Origin of the sequence: Jatrophihabitans endophyticus (assembly GCF_900129455.1) — a bacterium.
In the GTDB taxonomy this organism is placed as follows: domain Bacteria; phylum Actinomycetota; class Actinomycetes; order Mycobacteriales; family Jatrophihabitantaceae; genus Jatrophihabitans; species Jatrophihabitans endophyticus.
The window spans coordinates 304,605-325,414 of the sequence record NZ_FQVU01000003.1; the positions used below are offsets into that span (position 1 = coordinate 304,605).

The 20,810-nt window shown below is 75.4% G+C and carries 19 protein-coding genes and 1 riboswitch; of the genes, 14 read left to right on the forward strand and 5 right to left on the reverse strand.

Going from position 1 to position 20,810, the window contains the following annotated elements; all coding sequences use genetic code 11:
• Positions 1–81 precede the first annotated feature (81 nt).
• The 3 genes from BUE29_RS11570 to BUE29_RS11580 are packed head-to-tail and all read left to right on the forward strand — an operon-like array spanning position 82 to position 2,760.
• Positions 82–501 carry a hypothetical protein gene (locus BUE29_RS11570; RefSeq protein WP_073390354.1) on the forward strand — a complete coding sequence of 140 codons (420 nt, stop codon included), beginning with the start codon at positions 82–84 and terminating at the stop codon, positions 499–501.
• Between the two features lie 4 nt (positions 502–505).
• Entirely contained in the window at positions 506–1,576 is a 1,071-nt protein-coding gene (gene trpD, locus BUE29_RS11575; protein ID WP_073390357.1) for an anthranilate phosphoribosyltransferase, read from the forward strand.
• A 41-nt stretch (positions 1,577–1,617) separates the two neighbouring features.
• Positions 1,618–2,760: a cytochrome c oxidase assembly protein gene (locus tag BUE29_RS11580; protein ID WP_159440866.1), complete on the forward strand. Its 1,143-nt coding sequence runs from the start codon at positions 1,618–1,620 to the stop codon at positions 2,758–2,760.
• Between the two features lie 16 nt (positions 2,761–2,776).
• Here the strand turns inward: BUE29_RS11580 and BUE29_RS11585 are convergent, their stop codons facing one another.
• Positions 2,777–3,055 (reverse strand): Lrp/AsnC family transcriptional regulator, encoded by a 279-nt coding sequence (locus tag BUE29_RS11585; RefSeq protein WP_073390361.1) that lies wholly within the window; start codon positions 3,053–3,055, stop codon positions 2,777–2,779.
• A gap of 16 nt (positions 3,056–3,071) precedes the next feature.
• Positions 3,072–4,856, reverse strand: a complete 1,785-nt coding sequence (locus BUE29_RS11590; RefSeq protein WP_073390362.1) for a DEDD exonuclease domain-containing protein — start codon at positions 4,854–4,856, stop codon at positions 3,072–3,074.
• A gap of 197 nt (positions 4,857–5,053) precedes the next feature.
• Here BUE29_RS11590 and BUE29_RS11595 point away from each other — a divergent pair, with 197 nt between their 5' ends.
• The 4 genes from BUE29_RS11595 to BUE29_RS11610 all read left to right on the forward strand — a co-directional run bounded on the left by BUE29_RS11595 (position 5,054) and on the right by BUE29_RS11610 (position 9,140).
• Positions 5,054–5,272, forward strand: a complete 219-nt coding sequence (locus tag BUE29_RS11595) for a hypothetical protein (protein ID WP_073390363.1) — start codon at positions 5,054–5,056, stop codon at positions 5,270–5,272.
• A gap of 166 nt (positions 5,273–5,438) precedes the next feature.
• A riboswitch (cyclic di-AMP (ydaO/yuaA leader) is annotated at positions 5,439–5,597 on the forward strand.
• 12 nt (positions 5,598–5,609) lie between these two features.
• Positions 5,610–6,638 (forward strand): C40 family peptidase, encoded by a 1,029-nt coding sequence (locus tag BUE29_RS11600; RefSeq protein ID WP_073390364.1) that lies wholly within the window; start codon positions 5,610–5,612, stop codon positions 6,636–6,638.
• A 37-nt stretch (positions 6,639–6,675) separates the two neighbouring features.
• A complete protein-coding gene (locus tag BUE29_RS22510; protein ID WP_159440867.1) occupies positions 6,676–7,995 on the forward strand; it encodes a hypothetical protein in 1,320 nt (439 codons plus the stop codon).
• Positions 7,992–9,140: a glycosyltransferase family 4 protein gene (locus tag BUE29_RS11610; RefSeq protein ID WP_073390366.1), complete on the forward strand. Its 1,149-nt coding sequence runs from the start codon at positions 7,992–7,994 to the stop codon at positions 9,138–9,140. Before BUE29_RS22510 ends, BUE29_RS11610 begins: the two co-directional genes overlap by 4 nt.
• A gap of 13 nt (positions 9,141–9,153) precedes the next feature.
• On the opposite strand, the gene BUE29_RS11615 is transcribed toward BUE29_RS11610, so the two are convergent.
• Positions 9,154–10,947 carry an AMP-dependent synthetase/ligase gene (locus BUE29_RS11615; RefSeq protein WP_073390367.1) on the reverse strand — a complete coding sequence of 598 codons (1,794 nt, stop codon included), beginning with the start codon at positions 10,945–10,947 and terminating at the stop codon, positions 9,154–9,156.
• Between the two features lie 226 nt (positions 10,948–11,173).
• Here BUE29_RS11615 and BUE29_RS11620 point away from each other — a divergent pair, with 226 nt between their 5' ends.
• From BUE29_RS11620 to BUE29_RS11650, 7 genes are all read left to right on the forward strand, one after another.
• Positions 11,174–11,620, forward strand: a complete 447-nt coding sequence (locus BUE29_RS11620; RefSeq protein ID WP_073390368.1) for an SRPBCC family protein — start codon at positions 11,174–11,176, stop codon at positions 11,618–11,620.
• 5 nt (positions 11,621–11,625) lie between these two features.
• Positions 11,626–12,957: an ArsA family ATPase gene (locus tag BUE29_RS11625; RefSeq protein WP_084181086.1), complete on the forward strand. Its 1,332-nt coding sequence runs from the start codon at positions 11,626–11,628 to the stop codon at positions 12,955–12,957.
• Entirely contained in the window at positions 12,950–13,336 is a 387-nt protein-coding gene (locus BUE29_RS11630; protein WP_143168144.1) for a hypothetical protein, read from the forward strand. Before BUE29_RS11625 ends, BUE29_RS11630 begins: the two co-directional genes overlap by 8 nt.
• The gene (locus tag BUE29_RS11635) at positions 13,333–14,301 is read left to right on the forward strand and encodes an ROK family glucokinase (protein WP_073390372.1); all 969 of its coding nucleotides are present in this window, start codon (positions 13,333–13,335) and stop codon (positions 14,299–14,301) included. Before BUE29_RS11630 ends, BUE29_RS11635 begins: the two co-directional genes overlap by 4 nt.
• 22 nt (positions 14,302–14,323) lie before the next feature.
• Entirely contained in the window at positions 14,324–14,929 is a 606-nt protein-coding gene (locus tag BUE29_RS11640) for a hypothetical protein (protein WP_073390374.1), read from the forward strand.
• Positions 14,930–15,104: 175 nt separating this feature from the next.
• Positions 15,105–18,332: a carboxypeptidase regulatory-like domain-containing protein gene (locus BUE29_RS11645; RefSeq protein ID WP_073390375.1), complete on the forward strand. Its 3,228-nt coding sequence runs from the start codon at positions 15,105–15,107 to the stop codon at positions 18,330–18,332.
• A 70-nt stretch (positions 18,333–18,402) separates the two neighbouring features.
• Positions 18,403–19,122 carry a hypothetical protein gene (locus tag BUE29_RS11650; RefSeq protein WP_073390377.1) on the forward strand — a complete coding sequence of 240 codons (720 nt, stop codon included), beginning with the start codon at positions 18,403–18,405 and terminating at the stop codon, positions 19,120–19,122.
• Between the two features lie 142 nt (positions 19,123–19,264).
• Here BUE29_RS11650 and BUE29_RS11655 read toward each other — a convergent pair whose 3' ends face one another.
• Complete coding sequence (locus BUE29_RS11655; RefSeq protein WP_073390378.1) at positions 19,265–19,972, reverse strand: hypothetical protein; 708 nt, start codon at positions 19,970–19,972, stop codon at positions 19,265–19,267.
• On the reverse strand, positions 19,969–20,751 hold the full coding sequence (locus tag BUE29_RS11660) for an alpha/beta hydrolase (protein WP_073390381.1): 783 nt from the start codon (positions 20,749–20,751) through the stop codon (positions 19,969–19,971). Before BUE29_RS11660 ends, BUE29_RS11655 begins: the two co-directional genes overlap by 4 nt.
• Positions 20,752–20,810 lie beyond the last annotated feature (59 nt).

Below are 20,810 nucleotides of genomic sequence, written 5' to 3' on the forward strand. Positions count from 1 at the left end.
GCCGTCGGCGACGGCCCACCGGGGCCCGGTTCGGACCGTGGATACGATCGACGGACAGATCAAGCGAAGCGAGGGGCAGCGATGTCGGTGGTGCCGGAGCGTGTGACGGTGCTCGTCTACAGCAATTCGGCCGACGTCCGGGCCCAGGTGCGCACCGCCGTGGGGCGCCGCCCCGCCCCCGACACCGGTCGCATCGACTGGGTGGAGTGCGCCACCGGGATCGAGGTCGTGCGCGAGCTCGACCAGGGCGGCGTCGACCTGGCGATCCTCGACGGGGAGGCCCAGCCGACCGGCGGCATGGGCCTCGCCCGCCAGTACAAGTTCGAGGTCGAGGACTGCCCGCCCGTCGTCGTGCTCATCGCCCGCCGCCAGGACGGCTGGCTCGCGAGCTGGTCGCTGGCCGACGCCGTGATCAACTCGCCGGTCGACCCGGTCGAGAGCGCGCGGGTCGTGGCCGAGCAGCTGCGGCGCCGCCACAGCGGCATCCCCGTCGTCCGGTAACGGCGTGGCGACCGCCTCGGACGCGCGGAGCTGGCCGGGCGTGCTGTCGGTGCTGAGCGTCGGTGGGGCGCTCTCGGCCGACGACACCGCGTGGGCCATGGACGAGATCATGGCCGGTAACGCGTCGCCGGCCCGGCTGGCCGCGTTCGCCGTGTTGATGCGCGCGAAGGGCGAGACGGCCGACGAGCTGACCGGGCTCGTGCGCACGATGCTCGACCGCGCGACGCCGCTGCAGGTGGACGGCCCGGCCGTCGACGTCGTCGGCACCGGAGCCGACCGCGCGCACACCGTGAACATCTCGACGATGGCCTCGCTGGTCGTGGCCGGGTCCGGGCGGCGGGTGGTCAAGCACGGCAACCGGGCCGCGACGTCGGCCTGCGGCGCCGCCGACGTCCTCGAGGAGCTCGGCGTGGTGATCGACCTGCCGCCGGCCGGGATCGCCCGCACGGTGGCCGAGGTGGGCATCGGGTTCTGCTTCGCCCGCACCTTCCACCCCGGGATGCGCCACGCCGGCCCGGTGCGCTCGGAGCTCGGCATCCCGACCGCGTTCAACTTCCTCGGCCCGCTCACCAACCCGGCTCGGGTGCGCGCCGCGGCCATCGGCTGCGCCGATCCGGAGATGGCGCCGGTGATGGCGGCCGTCCTCGCCGACCGGGACGACACCGCGCTCGTCTTCCGCGGCGACGACGGCCTCGACGAGCTGACGACGACCACCACGTCGCGGGTCTGGCTCGCCGCCGCCGGCGCGGTGGCCGAGACCACCCTGGACCCGGCCCGGCTCGGCATCGCGGCGGTGACCTCGGACCAGCTGCGCGGCGGCGACGCGCCCTACAACGCCCAGGTGGTGCGCGACGTGCTGGCCGGCGGGGGCGGCGGCGCCCGCGACGCCGTCCTGCTCAACGCCGCCGCCGCGATCGCGGCCTTCGACGGCGTCGGCACCGGCGGCCTGAGTGCCGCCACCCTCGAGGACGCGGTGGCGCAGGGGCTGGCCGCGGCGACCGAGGCGGTCGACTCCGGCGCCGCCGCGACGCTGCTCGAGCGGTGGGTGGGCGCCAGCCGGGCGGCGGCGGGCTGACGCGCTCGCCGGTCCGTGCCGCCCGCGCGGATACTGGGGCGGTGAGCAGTTCGCGCATCCCCCGGCTCGCGCTCGTCGCCTGGGCCGTCGCCCTGGTGACGCTGGCCGGACTCGCCCTCGCCGTGGCGCACTACCTCGCCGCCGACACCGGACACCATCACCACTCGGCCGCGGCGGCACTGACCCGGGGCGGCGGGGGCGAGATCACCCGGCCGCTGCACTCGGTGCTGTTCACCGCGTGGCACCTCGACGCCACCGCGCTCGCCGTCGTCGTCGTGCTGGCCGCGGCGTACCTGACCGGCGTCGCGCTCGTGCCGGTGCGCTCGCCCGGGCAGCGGTGGCCCCTGCGGCACACGGCGTCGTTCCTGCTCGGCCTCGCGGTCGCCGCGTTCGCGACGAACGGCAGCATCGCCGTCTACGACCAGGTGCTCTTCAGCGCCCACATGGCCGGGCACCTCGCGCTGGTGATGGTGGCCCCCGCGCTGCTGATGTGGGGCCGGCCGCTGCGGCTGCTGATCACGGCGTCGGCGCCGGCCCGGGCCCGTCGCCGGGAGTCCGTGCTGCGGGGCCGGACGGTCGCGGTGCTCACCGCGCCGCCCGTCGCACTCGCGATGTACACCGTCGTCATCGTCGGCAGCCACCTCACCGGGCTCATGGACGTCGTCATGCGCAACGACTGGGCCGGGCAGGCCGAGCACCTCGGCTACCTGGTGGCCGGATGCTGGTTCTTCGTGCTCGTCGTCGGCGACGAGCCGATCCGGTGGCGGCTCGGCTCGCCCGCGCGCTGGCTGCTGCTCGCGATCGCGATGGCCGTCGACACGTTCACCGGCATCATCCTCATGCAGGGGACGACGGCGGTCGGGCTCGTGCCGTCCGCACTCGCCGTGGACGCCCTCGGCGACACCCGCACCGGCGGCGCGATCATGTGGTTCGGCGGGGACGCGATCATGGCCGTCGTGATGGTCGTGCTGGTCGTCGACTGGCTGCGCAACGTCGACCACCGCCCGGCCGAGTCCGGCTGGCTCGAGCAGGCCCGTACCGCGACCTTCGTCGCCCACACCGCCGACGGTGACCGCCCGGCCGACCGGGACGACGAGCCTCGCGGCCCGGTGGGGGACATCGACACCGACGACGACGCGCACGCCGCCTACAACCGCTGGCTGGCCCGCATCGACCAGCGCTGAGCCGCCGGGGGAGCGTTCAGTCCAACCCGATGCTGAAGGTGCTCTCCAGGTCGTGCCGGCTGTAGGCCCGGAACGCGATGTGGGTGTCGGTGTGCAGCACGCCGGGCACCTTGGACAGCCTGCCCGCGATGACCTCGGCGATGGCATCGAACTCGCGGACCCGGACCAGCGCGACGAGATCGACGTCGCCGGCCACCGAGTAGACCTCGCTGACGCCGTCGAGCTCGGCGATCGCCCCGGCGACCTCGGGGATCTTGTCGGCCTCGACGCTGATCATGACGATCGCGGTGATCACGCGGGGCGCTCCGGAGTCATCCGGTGACAGTAGCGCGGGCCGGCCGGGCCGCCATGGGAAGGCGACGGCGGTCGCGGAACGGGTCGGCGCCGGGGTGGTCGGCCGCGAGGTAGGTGCTCATGCGACCGGCCCCGAACGCGGGCATCGCCCACGGCGCGCTGGCGTCGACGAGGCGGGTGCCGTCCTGCTCGAGCCAGCGCAGGATGCACTCGGTCTCCTCCGCCAGCGGCGCGTGGCTCGGATCGACGACGTCGGCGGTGGCGCGCAGCGCGTCGACCACCGGCCAGGGCGGCACCCCGCGGGCCGCGACGCCGGCGGCGGCGAGCCGCCCCGCGCGCACCACGACGAGCTCCCACCCGCCGTGGCCGTCGGGACGCGCGGCGACGAGCTCGCCGACCGCACGGACGGCGGAGAGCCGTTGCATGCGCGCGCACGCCCGCACGACCGTGGTGATGCGGTCGCGCACCACCCCGGCCTGCTCGTACCGCTGGGCCGCCGAGAGGGCCGCGATCCTGGCCTCCAGCGGCGCGACGAGTGGCCGGACGTCTCCCGTCCACGCCGACGCGACCAGGCCCACCAGCGCGGCGTACTGCTGCGGCGTGGTGCCGCCCTCGCAGGGCGCGTCGCAGCGCCCGATGCCGGCGAGCACGCAGGCCGCCCGCACGACGCGGCGCAGCGAGAGCCGATCGCTGCACTGCCGTAGCGGCACGGCGTCGTGGATCGCGTCGCGCACGACCTCGGCCTGCCGCTGGTTGCGCAGCGGGCCGAGGTAGGAGGCGCCGTCGTCGCGGGCCTCGCGCACCACCGACAGCCGCGGGAACGGCTCGACGGTCAGCTTGAGCCACACCGCGCGCTCGGGGAACTTGGAGCGGCGGTTGTAGCGCGGTTTGTGGGCTGCGATGAGGCGCAGCTCGCGCACCTGGGCCTCGAGGGTGTGGGCGCACTCGATCGGGTCGACCCGTTCGGCCAGGCCCACCATCTCGCCCATGCGCGAGCGGGTCTCGCTCGCGACGAAGTACTGCCGCACCCGCGAGCGCAGGTTGCGGCTCGTGCCGACGTAGAGCGGCGTGCCCTTCGCGTCGCGGAAGACGTAGACGCCGGGCCGCGCGGGCAGCCCCTCGGCCAGGTGGCGCTTGCGGCGCTGGGCCTCGCTGACCTGCGCGGTGAAGGCGCGCAGCTCGGGCAGCGAGTGCACGCCGAGGTTGCCCAGCCGCTCCAGCAGCCCGTGCAGGACGTCGACGGTCGCCCGCGCGTCGTCGAGCGCCCGGTGGGTGGGCCTGGTCGTCGCGCGGAAGAACGGCGCGAGCGTGGCCAGCTTGCAGTTGGGGACCTCGTCGCGGGTGAGGACGCGGCGCGCGAGCACGGCGGTGTCGACCACCGCGGGACCGGGCCAGGGCAGCGCCAGCTCGGTGCACGCGGCCTTCAGGAACCCGATGTCGAACGGTGCGTTGTGCGCGACGAGGATGGCGCCCCGCGCGAACTCGAGGAAGGCGGGCACGACCGAGGAGATGGTGGGCGCCGACACCACCATGGTGTCGGTGATGCCGGTGAGCACGCTGACGAAGGCCGGGATCGACCGTCGCGGGTCGACCAGCGTCTGGAACTCGCCGAGCACCTGACCGCCGCGCACCTTGACGGCGCCGACCTCGGTGATGGCGTCGCTGGCCGCCGCCCCGCCCGTGGTCTCGAGGTCGACGACGACGAAGGTGATGTCGCGCAGCGGCTCGGCGAGCTCGTCGAAGCTGAGCTGCAGCCCGCCGGAGGGGCCGGGGTGGGGGAGTCGGTGCGTGGCCGCCGTCATGCTCGGCAAGCTAGGCGCGGGGTCCGACGATTTCGCTCAACCAGGCCTCCCGCGCGTCGCGACGTCGCCGACGGTCGACGGCCGTCACGGGTGCCGTCACGCGGCGCGCGGAAATTGTCGGAGGCCGGACCTAGCGTCGCCGGCAGGCCGTCACCGGACGGCGCGTCGCCCCGAAACCGCTCGCGAGGGAGCCACCGATGCTCATCGACTGCCAGACCTGTGTCGCACGCGACATCGCCTGCGACGACTGCGTCGTCACGGTGCTGCTCGGCGCACCGGCACCGCCGCGCACGGCCCCCGCGGTCGAGCTCGACGACGCCTCGCGCGCAGCGATCGACCAGCTGGCGAACGCGGGGCTGGTGCCGCCGCTGCGGCTCGTGGCGCCGACGACCGCCCGCCGGCGCGACATCGCGTGACGCATTCCGGGCATTTCGCCGACGGTGGCCGCGACACGCGCACCCCCGCCGTTGCACGGGGACGGGGCTCGTCGTAACCTTTCCGAGACCTAATCGGTTCCACGGTGACTGCCAGGTCACCGCCGAGCAGGTTCCGCCGAATTGCTGCGACGACGTCGTGTCGCCCGTCCACCGACGGCCGAGATCACGTCAGCGAACCGGGGACCCAATCAGTCCCGGGGTGAATCGGTACGGCGTCGACACGTCATCCGCGTCGACATCGTCCGTAGGGCTTCTTCCCGCCCGAACCCGTCAGCTAACCCGGTAGGCGGTCGAGGAAGAAGGAGTTCCGCCGACAGTGGCGATCCGTTTCATGCACCGCGCCCGGCCCGCGATCGTGGTGGCCGCCCTGGCCGCGACCACGGTCGTCGCCCCCACCCTCGCTTCCGCGTCGCCGTCCGCGCCGCGCCGGGAGCCGTCGATCGCCGACGTGCAGAAGCAGCTCGGCCACCTCGCCGAGCAGAACTCCCAGCTCGTCGAGCGCTACAACCAGGCCCGGGTGAACGTCGCCAAGCGCGACAAGGCCGCCGCGCGTGCCAAGACCGCCGAGACCACCGCGCGCACGACCTACCGCAGCGCTCGTCTCGCGTTCGCGCAGAACGTGCAGGCGCAGTACCAGGCGGGCTCGCTGGGCGCGGCCGGTGCGCTGCTCGACAGCAACAGCGGCCCGAACTACCTCGACCGGCTCGAGACGCTGGGCATGATCTCCAGCTACGACTCCGATCTCGTGACGCGTCTCGAGTCCGCCCGCACGCAGGCCGAGACGCAGGCCGACCGCGCCCGCACCGCGCTCGCCGCGGCGAGGAAGGAGCGCGACGGCATCGCCGGCAAGCGTGACGCCGTGACCAAGCAGATCGACAAGTACAAGGACCTGCTCAGCACCCTCAACGCCAAGCAGCGCGCGCGCTTCCAGCGCTCCAGCAGCCCGTCGGTCGCGACCTCGAAGATCAAGGACCTGCCCGGTGCCGGCACGGCCGCGGCCAAGAAGGCCGTGGCGTTCGCGCTGGACCAGGTGGGCGAGCCCTACGTCTTCGGCGCCGCCGGGCCCAGCTCCTGGGACTGCTCGGGGCTGACCATGGGCGCGTGGCAGGCCGGCGGCGTCAGCCTGCCGCACTCGGCCGCCGACCAGTTCAACTACGGCAAGCACGTCGGCCTGGACTCGCTCAGCCCGGGCGACCTGATCTTCATGTACCAGCCGATCGGGCACGTCACGATCTACATCGGCGACGGCATGATGGTCTCGGCGCCGACCGAGGGCCAGCCCGTCGAGGTCGTCCCGGTCAGCTCGTTCAGCAGCGACATCGTCGGCGCCACCCACCTGGGCTGACGCCGCCGGTACCGGTCCTGCTGCGCATACTCGGCAGGTGACCGCACGACCCCACGCCGCCCCGGTGCCGCGATCGGCACCGGGGCGGCGTCGTCGTGTCGTGCCGGCGGCGGTCGCGACGGTGCTGGCGTGCGCACTGGTGGCCGGCACGGCGGGCTGCTCGGCCGACGACGCCGACGACGTGCCGCCGACGCGTGGCGACATCGCAGCCATGCTGGTCCGGCACGCGGCGGCGGTCCGCGCGCACGACGCGCCCGCGTTCCTCGCCGACGTCGCCGGTGACGCGTTCGGCCGCCGGCAGCGCAGCGCGTTCGCCGGGATCGCCGCGGTGCCGCTGTCGCGGTGGTCCTACGCGCTCGGGCCGCCGGTCGCCGCGGAGGCGCAACGGGCGGTGCGCGCGCGGCGCGGCGGCGGCGCGGTCGTCGTCCGGGTGACGCTGCGCTACGCGGTCCGCGGCGTCGACGCCGTCGCGACGTCCCGCGACCTCTGGTGGACCGTCGTGCGCCGCGACGGGCGTGCCGTCGTGGTGGCCGACACCGACCTCGCCGACGACGGCGGCCGCAGCTGGCGCGGCCCGTGGGACTTCGGCGCGCTGCGGGTCCTGCGGGGCGCGGGGGTCGTGGTGCTCGCCCACCCCCGCGACGTCACGCTCGCCCGGACCGTGCTGGCCGACGCGGCGCGGGCGGTGCCGGTCGTGACCGGCGTGGTCGGCCGCGGCTGGGCCCGCGCGGTGGCGGTGATCGTCCCGGCCTCCGCTGCCGAACGCGCCGCCGCCCTCGGTGCGGCCGCGTCGAGCGGTGCGGAGGTCGGCGCGGTCGCGACGTCGGACGGTCAGGACGTGCTGACCGGCCGGCCGTACGGGCAGCGGGTCGTGGTCGTGCCCGACGAGCTGCGGCGACTGACCCCCACGGCGACGCGGCTCGTGCTGCAGCACGAGATCACCCACCTCGCGACCGCGACCTGGACCACCGACGCGACGCCCCGGTGGCTCGTCGAGGGCTTCGCCGACTACGTCGGCTACCTGGGCAACGAGCGGCCCGTCGCCGCGGCCGCCGCCGAGCTGCGGGCGCTCGTGCGCCGCAGCGGCGTGCCGCGGACGCTGCCCACCGCGGCCGACTTCGACACCGCCGCCACGAACGCCACGGCCTACCAGCTGTCGTGGCTCGCCTGCCGCTCCGTCGCGCAGCGCCACGGCCGGGTCGCGCTCGTGCGGCTCTACCGCGCGGTGGCCGCGGCGGGGACGAGCGGGAACAGCAGCGACGAGGCCGTCGCGATCGCGCTGCGCCAGGTGCTGCACGAGACGCCGGCACGGTTCACCGCCGCGGTGCGCGCCGCCGTCGCGGAGCAGCTCGCATGACGGGCCCGGCTCGCGCGGCCGGCCACCGTCGCACCCTGGTCGTCACCAACGACTTCCCGCCCCGGCAGGGCGGCATCCAGTCGTTCGTGCACGAGATGGCGCTGCGCCAGCCGCCCGGCTCGATCGTGGTCCACGCCTCCGACCACGCGGGCGCGGCCGACTTCGACGCCGCGCAGCCGTTCCCGGTGGTGCGGCACGGCACGGGGCTGCTGCTCCCGACGCCGGCCGTCCGAGCGCGCGCCGTCGCGCTGCTGCGCGAGCACGGCTGCAGCGCCGTGTGGTTCGGGGCGGCGGCGCCCCTGGGCCTGCTCGCCCCCGCGTTGCGTGCGGCGGGTGCGGAGCGCGTGCTCGCGATGACGCACGGGCACGAGGCGGGCTGGGCCATGCTGCCGGGCGCCCGGCAGGCGCTGCGCCGCATCGGCGACGGCGCCGACGTCGTCACCTACCTGGGGGAGTACTTCCGGCGGCGGCTGCGCGGGCCGCTCGGTCGACACGCGGAGCTCGTCCAGCTCACACCTGGAGTGGACGTCGAGACGTTCCGGTCGGATGTCGACGGGACGGCGGTCCGGGCGCGGCACGGGCTCGCCGACCGACCGACCGTGGTCTGCGTCTCGCGCCTCGTCCCGCGCAAGGGCCAGGACGTGCTGGTGCGCGCCCTCCCGCTCGTCCGACGGGAGATCCCGGACGCCGCGCTGCTGCTGGTGGGCGGCGGCCCGTACCGCGACCGGCTCGTCGAGCTGGCCGGACGCCACGGCGTCGCGCCGGACGTGGTCGTGACCGGCGCGGTCGCCCAGGCGGAGCTCCCGGCCCACTACGCCGCGGGCGACGTCTTCGCGATGCCGTGCCGCACCCGCCGGCTCGGCATGGACGTCGAGGGGCTCGGCATCGTGTTCCTCGAGGCGTCGGCGACCGGCCTGCCCGTGGTCGTGGGCGACTCCGGTGGCGCACCGGACGCCGTGCGCGACGGCGAGACCGGGTACGTGGTCGACGGCCGCGACGAGCACGCGGTGGCCGACCGGCTGGTCACGCTGCTGCGCGACGACGCGCTCCGCGCGCGCATGGGCGCGGCCGGGCGGGCCTGGGTGGAGCGTGACTGGCGCTGGGACGTGCTCGCCGGTCGGCTGCGCGCGCTGCTCGACGGCTGACCGGCGCGGGCCGTCAGCTGCCGTAGAGCGCGGCGATCTGGTCGGCGTTCTCCTGGTGCACGACGTTGCGCTTGACCTTCAGCGACGGGGTCATCTGCCCGCCCTCCTCGGTCCAGTCGGCGGGCAGGATCGTGAACTTGCGGATCGACTCGGCCTTGCTGACGGCCTTGTTGGCGTCGTCGACCGCGGCCTGGACCTCGGCGCGCAGCTCCTCGTCGTCGACGAGGTCGGCCATCGTGGTGTCGGCCGACCGGCCCGCCTTGTCGAGCCACTGCGGCAGCGCCTCGGGGTCGATCGTGACGAGCGCGCCGATGAACGGCTTCTGGTCGCCGACGACGAGGCACTGGCTGATCAGCCAGTGGGCGCGGACGCGGTCCTCGAGCACGGCGGGGGCGACGTTCTTGCCGCCCGCGGTGACGATGAGCTCCTTCTTGCGGCCGGTGATGCGCACGAAGCCGTCGTCGTCGATCTCGCCGATGTCACCGGAGTGGAACCAGCCGTCGGACTCGAGCGCCTCGGCGGTGGCGTCGTCGTTGTGCCAGTAGCCGCGGAAGACGTGCGGGGCCTTGAACAGCAGCTCACCGTCCTCGGCGACGCGGACCGTGGTGCCGCCGACCGGGCGGCCCACCGTGCCGACCTTGATCGCGCTGGGGCGGTTGACGGTGATGCCGGCCGTCGTCTCGGTGAGGCCGTACCCCTCGTAGATGGTGACGCCGATGCCGCGGAAGAAGTGACCGAGCCGGGCGCCGAGCGGGGCGCCGCCGGAGACGGCGGCGACGCAGTTGCCCCCGAGGGCGGCGCGCAGCTTGCCGTACACGAGCTTGTCGAACAGTGCGTGCGCGAGCTTGAGCGGGAGCGGCGCCGAGCCGGTCGAGGTGGCCTCGGAGTAGCGCACCGCGACGGACTCGGCCGCGTCGAAGATCTTGCCCTTGCCGTCGGCGTGGGCCTTCTGCTTGGCGCCGTTGTAGACCTTCTCGAACACCCTGGGCACCGCGAGCACGAAGGTGGGCTTGAAGCCGGCGAGGTCCTCGAGCAGGTTCTTGACGTCGGGCGAGTGGCCGAGGGTGCAGCCCACCGCGAGCGCGCCGATCTCGATGGCCCGGCCGAACACGTGGGCGATCGGCAGGAACAGCAGCGTGGACGTGTCCTCGTTGAAGAAGTCCTCGAGCAGGTCCATCAGCTCGACGGCCTCGGTGACGAAGCAGCGATGGGTGAGCTCGCAGCCCTTGGGGCGGCCGGTCGTGCCCGAGGTGTAGATGATCGAGGCGAGGTCGTCGAGGCCGACGGACTGGCGGCGCGCGGTGATCTCGGCCTCCGCGACCTCGGTGCCGCCCGCGACGATCTCGTCGACGGCGCCGGAGTCGATGGTCCACACGTGCGCGAGCTCGGGTGCGTCGTCGCGGACCGCGGCGACGAGCTGCTCGTGCTCGTCGGTCTCGACGACGATCCCGCGTGCGCCGGAGTCGGTGACGATCCACTCGATCTGCTCGGCGCTGGACGTCTCGTAGATGGGGACGACGACGGCGCCGGCGGTGAACAGCGCGAAGTCGAGCAGCGTCCACTCGTACCGGGTCTTGCTCATCACCGCGACACGGTCGCCGGCCTCGATGCCGGCGGCCACCAGCCCCTTGGCGACGGCGGTGACCTCGTCGGCGAACGCGCCGGCGGTGACGTCCTGCCAGGCGTCCCCGACGCGGCGGCGCAGCGCGACGTGCTGTGGGCGCGTCCCGGCGTTGTCGAAGACGAAGTCGGCGGTGTTGGTCTGGCTCAGTGTCGTGATGCTGCTCGCGACATGCAGTTCCTGCACGCGTCCGGCGTCCTTTCGTGGAAGGCCCTCGAGCGGCGTGGCCCCGCGCCGCCGCCCGGGCTCACCGTAGCCCGTCGGTGAATTCCCCGCGACACGATGTTCCGGTCATCCGGCGGGGGCGGGCGGGTGCGCGGCGATTGACCGGTTACGGCGGGTCCGCGGGCGGGACGGGGGCGCCGCCGTGGAGCCGCAGGCCGCCGGGGCGGGACCGGTAGCCTCACGTGTCATGCCCGACGAGTCGACGCAGTCGATCGGCATCGACGCCGACCCCTCGGACATCATGGCCGTCATCGCCGACTTCGCGAACTACCCGCGGTGGGCCGGGTCGGTGAAGTCGGCCGAGGTGCTCGAGACCGGTCCGGACGGTCGGGCGCGCCGCGTGGCCTTCGTCCTCGACGCCGGGATCGTGCGCGACCGCTACGAGCTCGAGTACTCCTGGCACGGCGACGAGCGGGTCGAGTGGCACCTGCTGTCGGGGCAGATGATGCGCGCGCAGGAGGGGTCGTACGCGGTGCGCGGCGAGGGCCCCGCCCACAGTTGGGTGACGTACTCGCTGTCGGTCGACCTCGCCATCCCGATGTTGGGTCTGCTCAAGCGCAAGGCCGAGCGCGTCGTGATGGACACCGCGCTGAAGGAACTGAAGAAGCGCGTCGAGTCGCTGCGGGTCGCGTGAGCCGGGTGACCCCGAGCGGCGAGGGGACGGGCGCGCGCATCCTGCTGTTCACCGGCAAGGGCGGCGTCGGGAAGACGACGACGGCGGCCGCGACGGCGCTGCGGCTCGCCGACCGCGGCGTGAAGACGTTGCTGCTGTCGACCGACACCGCCCACTCGCTGTCCGACGCGCTCGCGACGCCGCTCACCGACGAGCCGGCCGAGGTCACCCCGGGTCTGTGGGCGGTGCAGGTCGACACGCAGGGGCGCTTCGAGGCGGCCTGGCGCGACGTGCAGGGCTTCCTCGTCGACCTGCTCGCGCGCGGCGGCGTCGATCCGATCACCGCCGACGAGCTGACCGTGCTGCCCGGCGTGGACGAGGTGCTCGCGCTGCTGGCCGTGCGCGAGCTCGCGCTCACCGGCGACTGGGACACCCTCGTCGTGGACTGCGCGCCGACGGCGGAGACGCTGCGGCTGCTCGCCCTGCCCGAGGCGCTCGGCTGGTACCTCGACCGGGTGTTCCCGGCGCAGCGGCGCATCGCCCGCTCGGTGCGTCCGCTGGCCGCGGTCCTGGGTCGCGGCGACGCCGTTCCCCCCGACGACATCTTCGAGGCGCTGCTGCGTCTCGCCGACGAGCTCGCCGGCGTGCGCCAGCTGCTCGGCGACCCGGCGGTGACGTCGGTGCGGCTCGTGCTCACGCCCGAGACGGTCGTGGTCGCGGAGGCGCGGCGCACGTTCACCGCCCTCGCGCTCTACGGCTACGCGGTCGACCTCGTCGTCGCCAACCGGGTCTTCCCCGCCGGGGACGACGAATGGCGTCGCGGCTGGGCCGAGGCGCAGGCCCGGCAACTGGTCACGATCCGGGAGTCCTTCGCGGGGTTGCCGGTGCGCGAGCTCGCCTACCGCCCCGCCGAGCCGGTCGGCGCGGTCGCGCTGCGCGAGCTCGCCGACGCGCTGTACGGCGAGCTGCCGGGCCTGGATCCGGCGCCGCCGGCGGACACCAGCCGCATCATGCGCGTCAACGCGACCGACGAGGGGTTCGAGCTGCACCTGACGCTGCCGCTGGCGCAGCGGGCCGACGTCGACGCCGCGCGGGCCGGCGACGAGCTGATCGTGAGCGTCGGTGCCTACCGTCGGGTGCTCGACCTGCCGGGTGTGCTGCGCCGCTGCGACGTCGTCGGCGGGCACTACGACGGCCGGGAGCTGCACGTGCGCTTCCGGCCCGATCCGCGGCAGTGGTCGTCGCACCGGCCGCTGCCGTACAAGCGCACCGTCCCGCGCCGCCGCGGCGGCGAGCGCGCCCGGGGCGGCCGCCGTCCCGGCCGTGGCGGCGCCGACCCGGGAGCGGGCCGTGGCTGACGCGCGCGGCCCGTTCGGCGAGCTCGGCGACGACGCGCGGTCGCTGCTCACCGCGATGCAGGACGCCGTGCAGCAGTGGTCGCAGCGCAACCTGCCCGCGCCGCCGTCCGGCCACGGCGGGCCGGAGTGCCAGTGGTGTCCGCTGTGCCAGTTCGCGAGCATGCTGCGCGGCGAGAACCCTGACGTCGCGGACCGGCTGGTCGAGGCCGGGTCGGCGCTCGCGGCGGCGCTGCGGGCGCTGCTGGACTCCACGGCGTGGCGCCCGGCCGGATCGGCCGGGCTCGATCCGCGCCCGGACGCCACGCGCGACCGCCCCCGCCCGGCTCCCCGCGTCCAGCACATCCGGTTGGACGACGAGCCCGGGGACGGCGGCCGATGAGCGCGCCGACGAGCCTGGCCATCGGGGTGGACATCGGCGGCACGAAAGTCGCCGCCGGCGTCGTCGACGGCTCCGGTGCGATCGTCGACCGGGAGCGGGCCGACACCCCGGGGACCGACGTCGCCGCGACCGAACGGGTCATCGTCGAGGTCGTCACCGCGCTCGCGGCGCGGCACGACGTCACCGCGGTGGGCATCGGCGCGGCGGGCTGGATCGGCAACGACCACGCGACGGTGCTGTTCTCGCCGCACCTCGCCTGGCGCGACGAGCCGCTGCGCGACGCGCTCGGCGGCCGCATCCCGCTCCCGGTCGTGGTCGAGAACGACGCCAACGCCGCGGCGTGGGCCGAGTACCGCTTCGGCGCGGCACGCGACGACGCGGTCGTCGTGTGCGTGACCCTCGGGACCGGCATCGGCGGCGGCCTCGTCGCCGACGGCTCGGTGTACCGCGGCGCGTTCGGCATCGCGTGCGAGTACGGCCACATGACGCTCGTCCCGGACGGTCGGCGGTGCGCCTGCGGCAACCGCGGCTGCTGGGAGATGTACGCGTCCGGCCGGGCCCTCGCCCGTGACGCCCGCGAGCTCGCCGACGAGTCGCCGATGGCGGCGGAGCGCATGGTCGCGCTCGCCGGCTCGGTCGACGCGCTCACCGGCCTGCACGTCACCGCGGCCGCGGCCGCCGGCGACCCCGCCGCCCGCTCGATCTGCACGACGGTGGGCCGGTGGCTCGGCCGCGGCCTCGCCAACCTGGCCGCCGTCATCGACCCGTCCGTCTTCGTGATCGGCGGGGGAGTGGTCGCCGCCGGCGAGCTGCTGCTCGGCCCGGCCCGCGAGGAGTTCGAGCACACGCTCACGGGGCGCGGGTTCCGCCCGCCGGCCCGGGTCGTCGCGGCCGCGCTCGGCCCGGACGCCGGTCTCGTGGGCGCCGCGGACCTCGCCCGCCGGTACGCGCGTCCGGCGGGCTGAGCGCGTACGGCAGGATGACGGCGTGCCGTCGTTACGCCTGCTCCGTGTCGACGCCGACGCCCTCTCGGGCGACCGACACGCGCTGGCCCGGCTGATCGCCGAGGCGCGCCCCGACGTCGCGTGCGTGCACGGTGCGCCGAGCCTGCTGCGCTGGCGCTCGGCCTGCGCCGCGATCGCCCGCGAGGCCGGGCTGGTGGTGGTGGCCGGGGGCCGGACCGCCGGCGGCGCGCTGCTGCTCTCGACCCTGGGCGTGGACGTCGAGGTCGCCCGCGAGCTCGGCTTCGCCCCGCGTCGCCGGTTCCGCGGACCTCGCCCGCCCGGCGCCGCGATCGCGGCGATGCGCGTGGGGGGGCGGCCGTTCGTCGTGGCCGCCGCCCGGCTGCACGGCGATCCCGCGGACCGGCAGCGGCAGGGCGACGAGCTGCAGCAGGCCCTGGCCGAGCTCGGCGACGGCCGGCCGGCGCTCGTGAGCGTCGCCGACCCGCGTCCGGACCGCCCCGCCTCGGCCGCGCTCGCGGCGGGCCGGGTCCCGTTGCCCGGTGGCCTGCTCGTCGACGAGCGGATCGCCGTCGTCGACGCCGCCGAGGTGCCCGGGTCGGGGGCCCGGGCCGACGTCACCGTCCCCTGACCCTCCCCGGGGGGCGAAAGACCCTGTATGCCCGGTGTGTGACTCGAGTTTGCAGTCTTTGGTCCCGCAAAGCTGTGCTTGATCATCCGCGTCGATTAGCGTGCGCACAGCTCGGTCTGTTCGGGAGGGAATGTCGATGCGACGGACGATGGCGGCTGCCCTTGCGGCCGGATGTGTGATCGGTGTCCTGGGTGCGGTCGCGCCGTGGACCGCGGCCGGCGCCGGCGCGGCGCCGGCACACGCGACGGGCGCCCCCGCGCGGGCGCGCGCGGTGACCGCGACGGCCGTCACCGCGCACTCGCTGCGGCTGTCGTGGCGCAACCCGTCGTCCCGCTCGTTCGCGGCCACCCAGGTGCGGGTGCTGCCGGGCGCCACGGCGCCGCGCACGATCCACCAGGGGCACCGGGTCGGCCGGTTCGGCGCCTCCCGGCACACCGCCACGGTGCGTGACCTCAGCCCGGGCCGGCGTTACTCGTTCGCGGTCTTCGCCACCGACGGGCACGGCCACGCCGCGCGCGCCGCCGTCGTCCGGGCGACGACGCTGCTCGCCGCGCCGCGCTTCCCGCGCGCCTACGAGGGTCGTGACGACACGGTCGTCCAGTGGCGCAACCCGGCGTCGCGCGAGCTGCGTCGCGTCGTCGTCCGCTACGCCGTCGGTTCCGCCGCGCCGACCGGCGTCTCGCGCGGCACCGGCGTGCGCCCGACCTCGCGCACCGCGCACAAGGTGCGGCTCGCCGGCCTGCGCCGGGGCACCCGCTACGCGGTGTCGATCTTCGCCGTCGACCGCGCCGGCCGCGCGTCCGCGCCCGCGGTCACCCGCTTCACCACCCCGCCGGCCTCGACGCCGGCAGGCGCGCCGGGCACGTACGCGGGTCGCGTCGTCGACACCGCCGGCAGCCCGCTCGTCCGCGCCGACGTCACCGCCTACCGCTGGAGCGGCGACGACCTCGAAGCCGTCAGCACGCTGACCGACGCGGCGGGGCGGTACACGCTGACCCTGCCCGCGGGCGGCTGGAGCGTGCTCGTCTGGGGCGGCGACGCCGCGGGCGGGAACTCCGACCGCACCGGCTACCAGCCCGAGTACGCGACTGTCGCGATCGGCTCCGGCGCGACGGTGTCGGCGGCGACGGTGGTGCTCGAGCCCGGTGCGGTCGTCACGGGCACGGTCGTCGACACCGCCGGCCACCCGATCGCCGGCGCGACGCCGTTCTTCATGCCGGTCACCCCGTACGTGCAGGCCGCCACCTCGGCCTACAGCTCCTTCCTCGAGCTGAGCGGGGACTACTTCGAGACCGGCACCGACGGCACCTTCACCGCACGCGGGGTCGGGCCGGGCTGGGCGTTCACCGTGTGCGCCTACGGCGACGACGCGTCGGTGTCCGGCGCGACGACCGGCTCGAACTACGTCACGTCGTGCGCCAAGCGCGCGACAACCGTCGCGGCCGGTGCCGTGACGACCCTGCCCACCCTCAGGCTGACCCGCGCCGACGGCGGCACGGTCACCGGGCGGCTGACGTCGGCCACGGGCCGTCCCCTCGCCGGTGACGTGGAGCTCGATCCGGTGGACGACGTCGAGTCGCTCTGGGGTGGTTTCGCGTCCGCGGGCGCCGACGGCCGGTACCGCATCGGGGCCGTCGCCGCCGGTCGCTACCGGGTCTGCGCCAGCACGTCCTCGACGGCCGGCAGCCGCAGCGGATGGGCGCCGCGCTGCACCGCTCGCCCCGTCACCGTCACCACCGGCAAGACCACCTCCACCCGGCTCGCGCTCCCGCGCGGCGCCGCCGTCAGCGGCACCCTGACCGGGCCGCACGGCCGGCCGGTCGCGCACGCCGGCGTCGACATCGAGAGCACCGCGAAGGACGCGGAGTGGGGCGGCGGCGCGACGACCGACGCGCACGGTCGCTGGACGGCGACGGGCCTGCCCGCCGGCCGGTACGGCGCGTGCTTCGGCAACGACGGCTCGAGCGGCGGCACGTCCGGCGTGCTGGGGGCGTGCTGGCGGCACGACGGGGCGTTCGCGCTGTCGGCCGGCCGGACGCTGACCGGCATCGACACCCGGCTGGCCGCCGGCGGCGCGATCGCGGGGACCGTGGTCGACGCGGCCGGCAAGCCGGTGGCGGGAGTGGTCGTCTACGACCCGTCGTCGGCCGGGGTCGACGACCTCGACCTCGACATCGACGACTCCGGGTTCACGACCACCGACGCCCACGGCCGTTTCGTGCTCGGTGGCCTGACCAGCGGCACGCACCGCGTCTGCTTCGACACCGCCACCGCCGACACGGCGGGCGTGCAGGGCTGCAGTGCACGCACGACGGTGCGCGCCGGCCACGTGACCGGCGGCGTGCGGCTGCGGACGCCGGCGACGACGGCGATCCGGGTGCGCGTCGTCGACAGCCAGGGCGGCCCGGTGACCGCGGTCGACGCCACGGCGATCGCGCCGTGCAAGGACGAGGACGACGACGACTACGCCTGCCAGACCGTCGGGCTGCTCGGTGCCCGCACCGCGGGCGAGATCGCCGCGTCCCGGCTCACCGACGGCGACGGCGTGGCGCAGCTGGACGGGCTGACGGCGGGCACGTACGCGGTGTGCCTGTACGGCTACTTCGGCACCACGCCGGCCGGCGGCTCGCCCACCGGCTACAGCGACGCCTGCCACGGCAGCACGTTCGACGTCGCGGTCGGGCGCGGCCGCACCGTCGAGCTGACCATGACCCTCGCCGACGGCGGCACCGTGTCCGGCACGGTGACCGACGCCGCCGGCAAGCCGGTGCCCGGCGCCCGGCTCGTCGTCCCCGGCTCGGCCGCCGACGACGCCCCGGGCTCGGGCGAGTACTTCGACGGCGACCTGCGCTCCGTCTCCGCCGAGACGGGCTCGCCCGGCGCCGGCAGCCTCACCGGCGCCGACGGCGGTTACACCGTGATCGGCGTCCGGCCGGGCAGCTGGCAGGTGTGTGCGATCCCGTCGCCCGCGAGCGGCGGCACGACCGGCTACCTGTCGCAGTGCCACGGCGGCGCTCCGGCCGCCGCCACCGGCACCGCGGTCACCGTGGCCCGGGACGCGGACACGCGCGTGGATCTGCGGCTCGTCCACGGCGGCGCGCTGGCCGGCCGCGTCACGCGCGCGGGTCGCGGAGTCGCCGCCGACGTCTTCGTCCTCGCCGGCCGCCGTGCCGACCTCGTCCGCTACGGCGAGGCCGGGCGCGACGGCCGCTGGTCGGTCGACGCCCTGCCGCCCGGCGACTACACGGTCTGCGTGGTGGCCGACGGGTACCAGGGCCAGTGCTGGCGCCACGTCGCCTGGGTCGACGAGGAGAAGATGCCGCCGCTGGCCAAGGCCACCGTCGTCACCCTGGGGCTCGGTGCGACCCGGACGGGGATCGACTTCCCGCTGCGGCGAGGCTGACGACGGCGCCGGCCCGGCGTCGACGTCGGCCGCGGCCGGCGGTGCCGCCCGCGCTGGCTAGGGTGAAGCGATGCAGCGCGGCACCCGGACCCTGACCGGACTGGGGCTCGTGCTCGGCGGCGCCCTGCTCGGCATGCTGTCGATGACGGTGCTGCCGTGGTACCGCTCGAGCCTCGGCGGCATCCTCGCCCACGGCACCACCGTCGCCGACGTGCGCGACAGCATCGCCGGCTACCGGCGCTTCCCGGACTTCGCGAGCGCCATCGATCTCGGGCTGTCGCCCGCCTACTTCGGCTGGCTCGCCATCGCGGTGCTGCTCGTCGCAGCCCTCGTCGGCCTGGTCGCCGCCGGCCTGGGCGGCGGCGGCCGCGCGGCGGCCGTCGGCGCGACGGCGGCCGCGCTCGCCCTGGCCGGCGTGGTCCTCACCGCGGTGGCGGTCGAGTACGTACGGGTGGACGCCGCCAAGCTCGCCCACGTGCTCGGGTCACGCGTGCGCAGCACTCCACCGGCGTACGGCGACTTCGTCGCCCACTCCGGAGTGGGCGCCTGGGGCATGGTCCTGGCCTACCTGCTCGTCGGTGCGGGTGCCCTGCTCGCCGCCGGCGGCCGCGAGCAACTGCGCGAGCTGCTCGCCGAGACCGACCACCTTCCCGAGGACGCCGACACGGCCGAGAAGGCCGGCGCCCTCGGCACGGCCGACACGCCCGATGCCCTCGACAGCCACGACACCCACGACACCCACGACACCGCCGACGCGGACGACACGGTGGCCGACCGACAGCGCTGGTAGGCGGGACCGCCGCGGCCGGCCTGCCGGGGTGGGCCTCCGCGCGGTGTCCGACAGCGCGTGTACGGCGCGTGTACGGCGCGTGTACGGCGCGCACACGGGGCGTACGACAAGCTCCGCACGGTGACCGGACGGGGCCCCGCCGTCAGAGCGCCGCGCCGTCGTCGTCCTCGTCGCGGCCGGAGTTGCGGACGCGGCTGAGCAGGATGCCGGCGCCGAGCAGCAGGCCGGCGATGCCGAGGACGAAGGTCAGGTTCCCCGCGACCCCGAACTGGCCGCCGAGGCCGAGCACGACGACGGAGACGGCGAGGACGGCCATCGCCAGGATGGTGGGGCCGGCCAGGCGCGGCAACGGGGGCGGCGGCGGCGGGATGTAGTGGTCGTCGTCGAGCCACACCGGGTCCTCGTCGACGGGCGGCTGCACCAGGCGGGCGCGCCAGTCGGCGTCCTCCCGGTTCAGGTCACGCTCGGCGTCGCGGATCGCGGCGTGGGTGTCGACGTGCCAGTCGGCCACGAGCGCGTCGAACACCGAGTCGGTGTCGATGCCGGCGAGCGGGTCGGACCGCCCGTCCACCGCCGGCAGCTCCACGTCCGGGTGCGTGTCGTCGCCGAGGGCCCGGACGGCCGCGGCCACGATCGTGCGGGCATCGACCCGCTCGTCGGAGGCGACGAACAGTCGACGCCGGTCGTGACCAGGTGGCAACCCGTCGGCGAGGTAGGCCGCGATCCGGGCGCGACCGAGCGCGTCGAGCAGGTGCTGGCCGACCTCGGGCTCGACATCGGTCAGCGCGACGTAGGCCGGCGCGCGCAGCCCGTTGTCGTGCCGCGGCGGCTCGGGGCTCGCCGTGCTCACGGGGCACCCACACCGGCGATCGTGCGGGCGAAGTCGACGCTGCCGGCGAAGATCGTCGGCGCGTCGTTGTCCAGCGTCGCGACGTGGTAGCTGTCCTCGAGCACGACCTCGCGCACGGTCGTGTTCACCGCGCCGCGGTGCAGCAGCTCGACGGAGAGGTCGTCGACGACGTGGTCCTCGCGCGAGCGGTACAGCAGCACCGGCGCGGTGACGCGGGGCAGGTCCGCCACCGTCGCCTTCCACAGCTGCTGCAACGAGGCGAAGGCCAGCACCGGGGTGCGATCGGCCGCAGGCTCCGCGACGCCGGGCTTCTTGATGTCGCCGCCGATGGACGGCCGGGAGCGGACCAGCCGACCGATGTAGGGCGCCAGCTTGGCGTCGACACGCCGCGTGCCGTAGGCGGGATTCACCAGCACGAGGCCGGCGACCGTCTCGGGATGCTGCTCGGCCAGCCGCGTCACCAACGTCCCGCCCATGGACAGCCCCATCGCGAGGACGGTGTCGCAGCGCTCGCGCAGCTCGGCGAACGTGGACTCGATCGCCTCGTACCACTGCGGCCAGCGGGTGCGGTTGGTCTCGCGCCAGGTGGCGCCGTGACCGGGCAGCAGCGGCAACCGCACGCTGAAACCGGCGTCGGCGAGGTGCTGCGCCCACGGCCGCATGCTGGCCGGGGTCCCGGTGAAGCCGTGACTGACCACGACGCCGACGCTGCCCGCGCCGCCGGGTCCGTCGGCGGCGAAGGGCGCCGCGTCCGCGGCGTCGGGAGGCGTGGCAGGCACGCTCCCATCATGCCTTTCCGAGGCCGGTCGGGGCGAGCGGGAACGCGCCGTTCCCCGCC

Coding starts and splice junctions, on each gene's coding strand:
- BUE29_RS11570 (WP_073390354.1), top strand. CDS start 82: ATGTCGGTGGTGCCGGAGCGTGTGACGGTGCTCGTCTACAGCAATTCG.
- BUE29_RS11590 (WP_073390362.1), bottom strand. CDS start 4,856: ATGACGGCGGCCACGCACCGACTCCCCCACCCCGGCCCCTCCGGCGGG.
- BUE29_RS11595 (WP_073390363.1), top strand. CDS start 5,054: ATGCTCATCGACTGCCAGACCTGTGTCGCACGCGACATCGCCTGCGAC.
- BUE29_RS11610 (WP_073390366.1), top strand. CDS start 7,992: ATGACGGGCCCGGCTCGCGCGGCCGGCCACCGTCGCACCCTGGTCGTC.
- BUE29_RS11620 (WP_073390368.1), top strand. CDS start 11,174: ATGCCCGACGAGTCGACGCAGTCGATCGGCATCGACGCCGACCCCTCG.
- BUE29_RS11635 (WP_073390372.1), top strand. CDS start 13,333: ATGAGCGCGCCGACGAGCCTGGCCATCGGGGTGGACATCGGCGGCACG.
- BUE29_RS11650 (WP_073390377.1), top strand. CDS start 18,403: ATGCAGCGCGGCACCCGGACCCTGACCGGACTGGGGCTCGTGCTCGGC.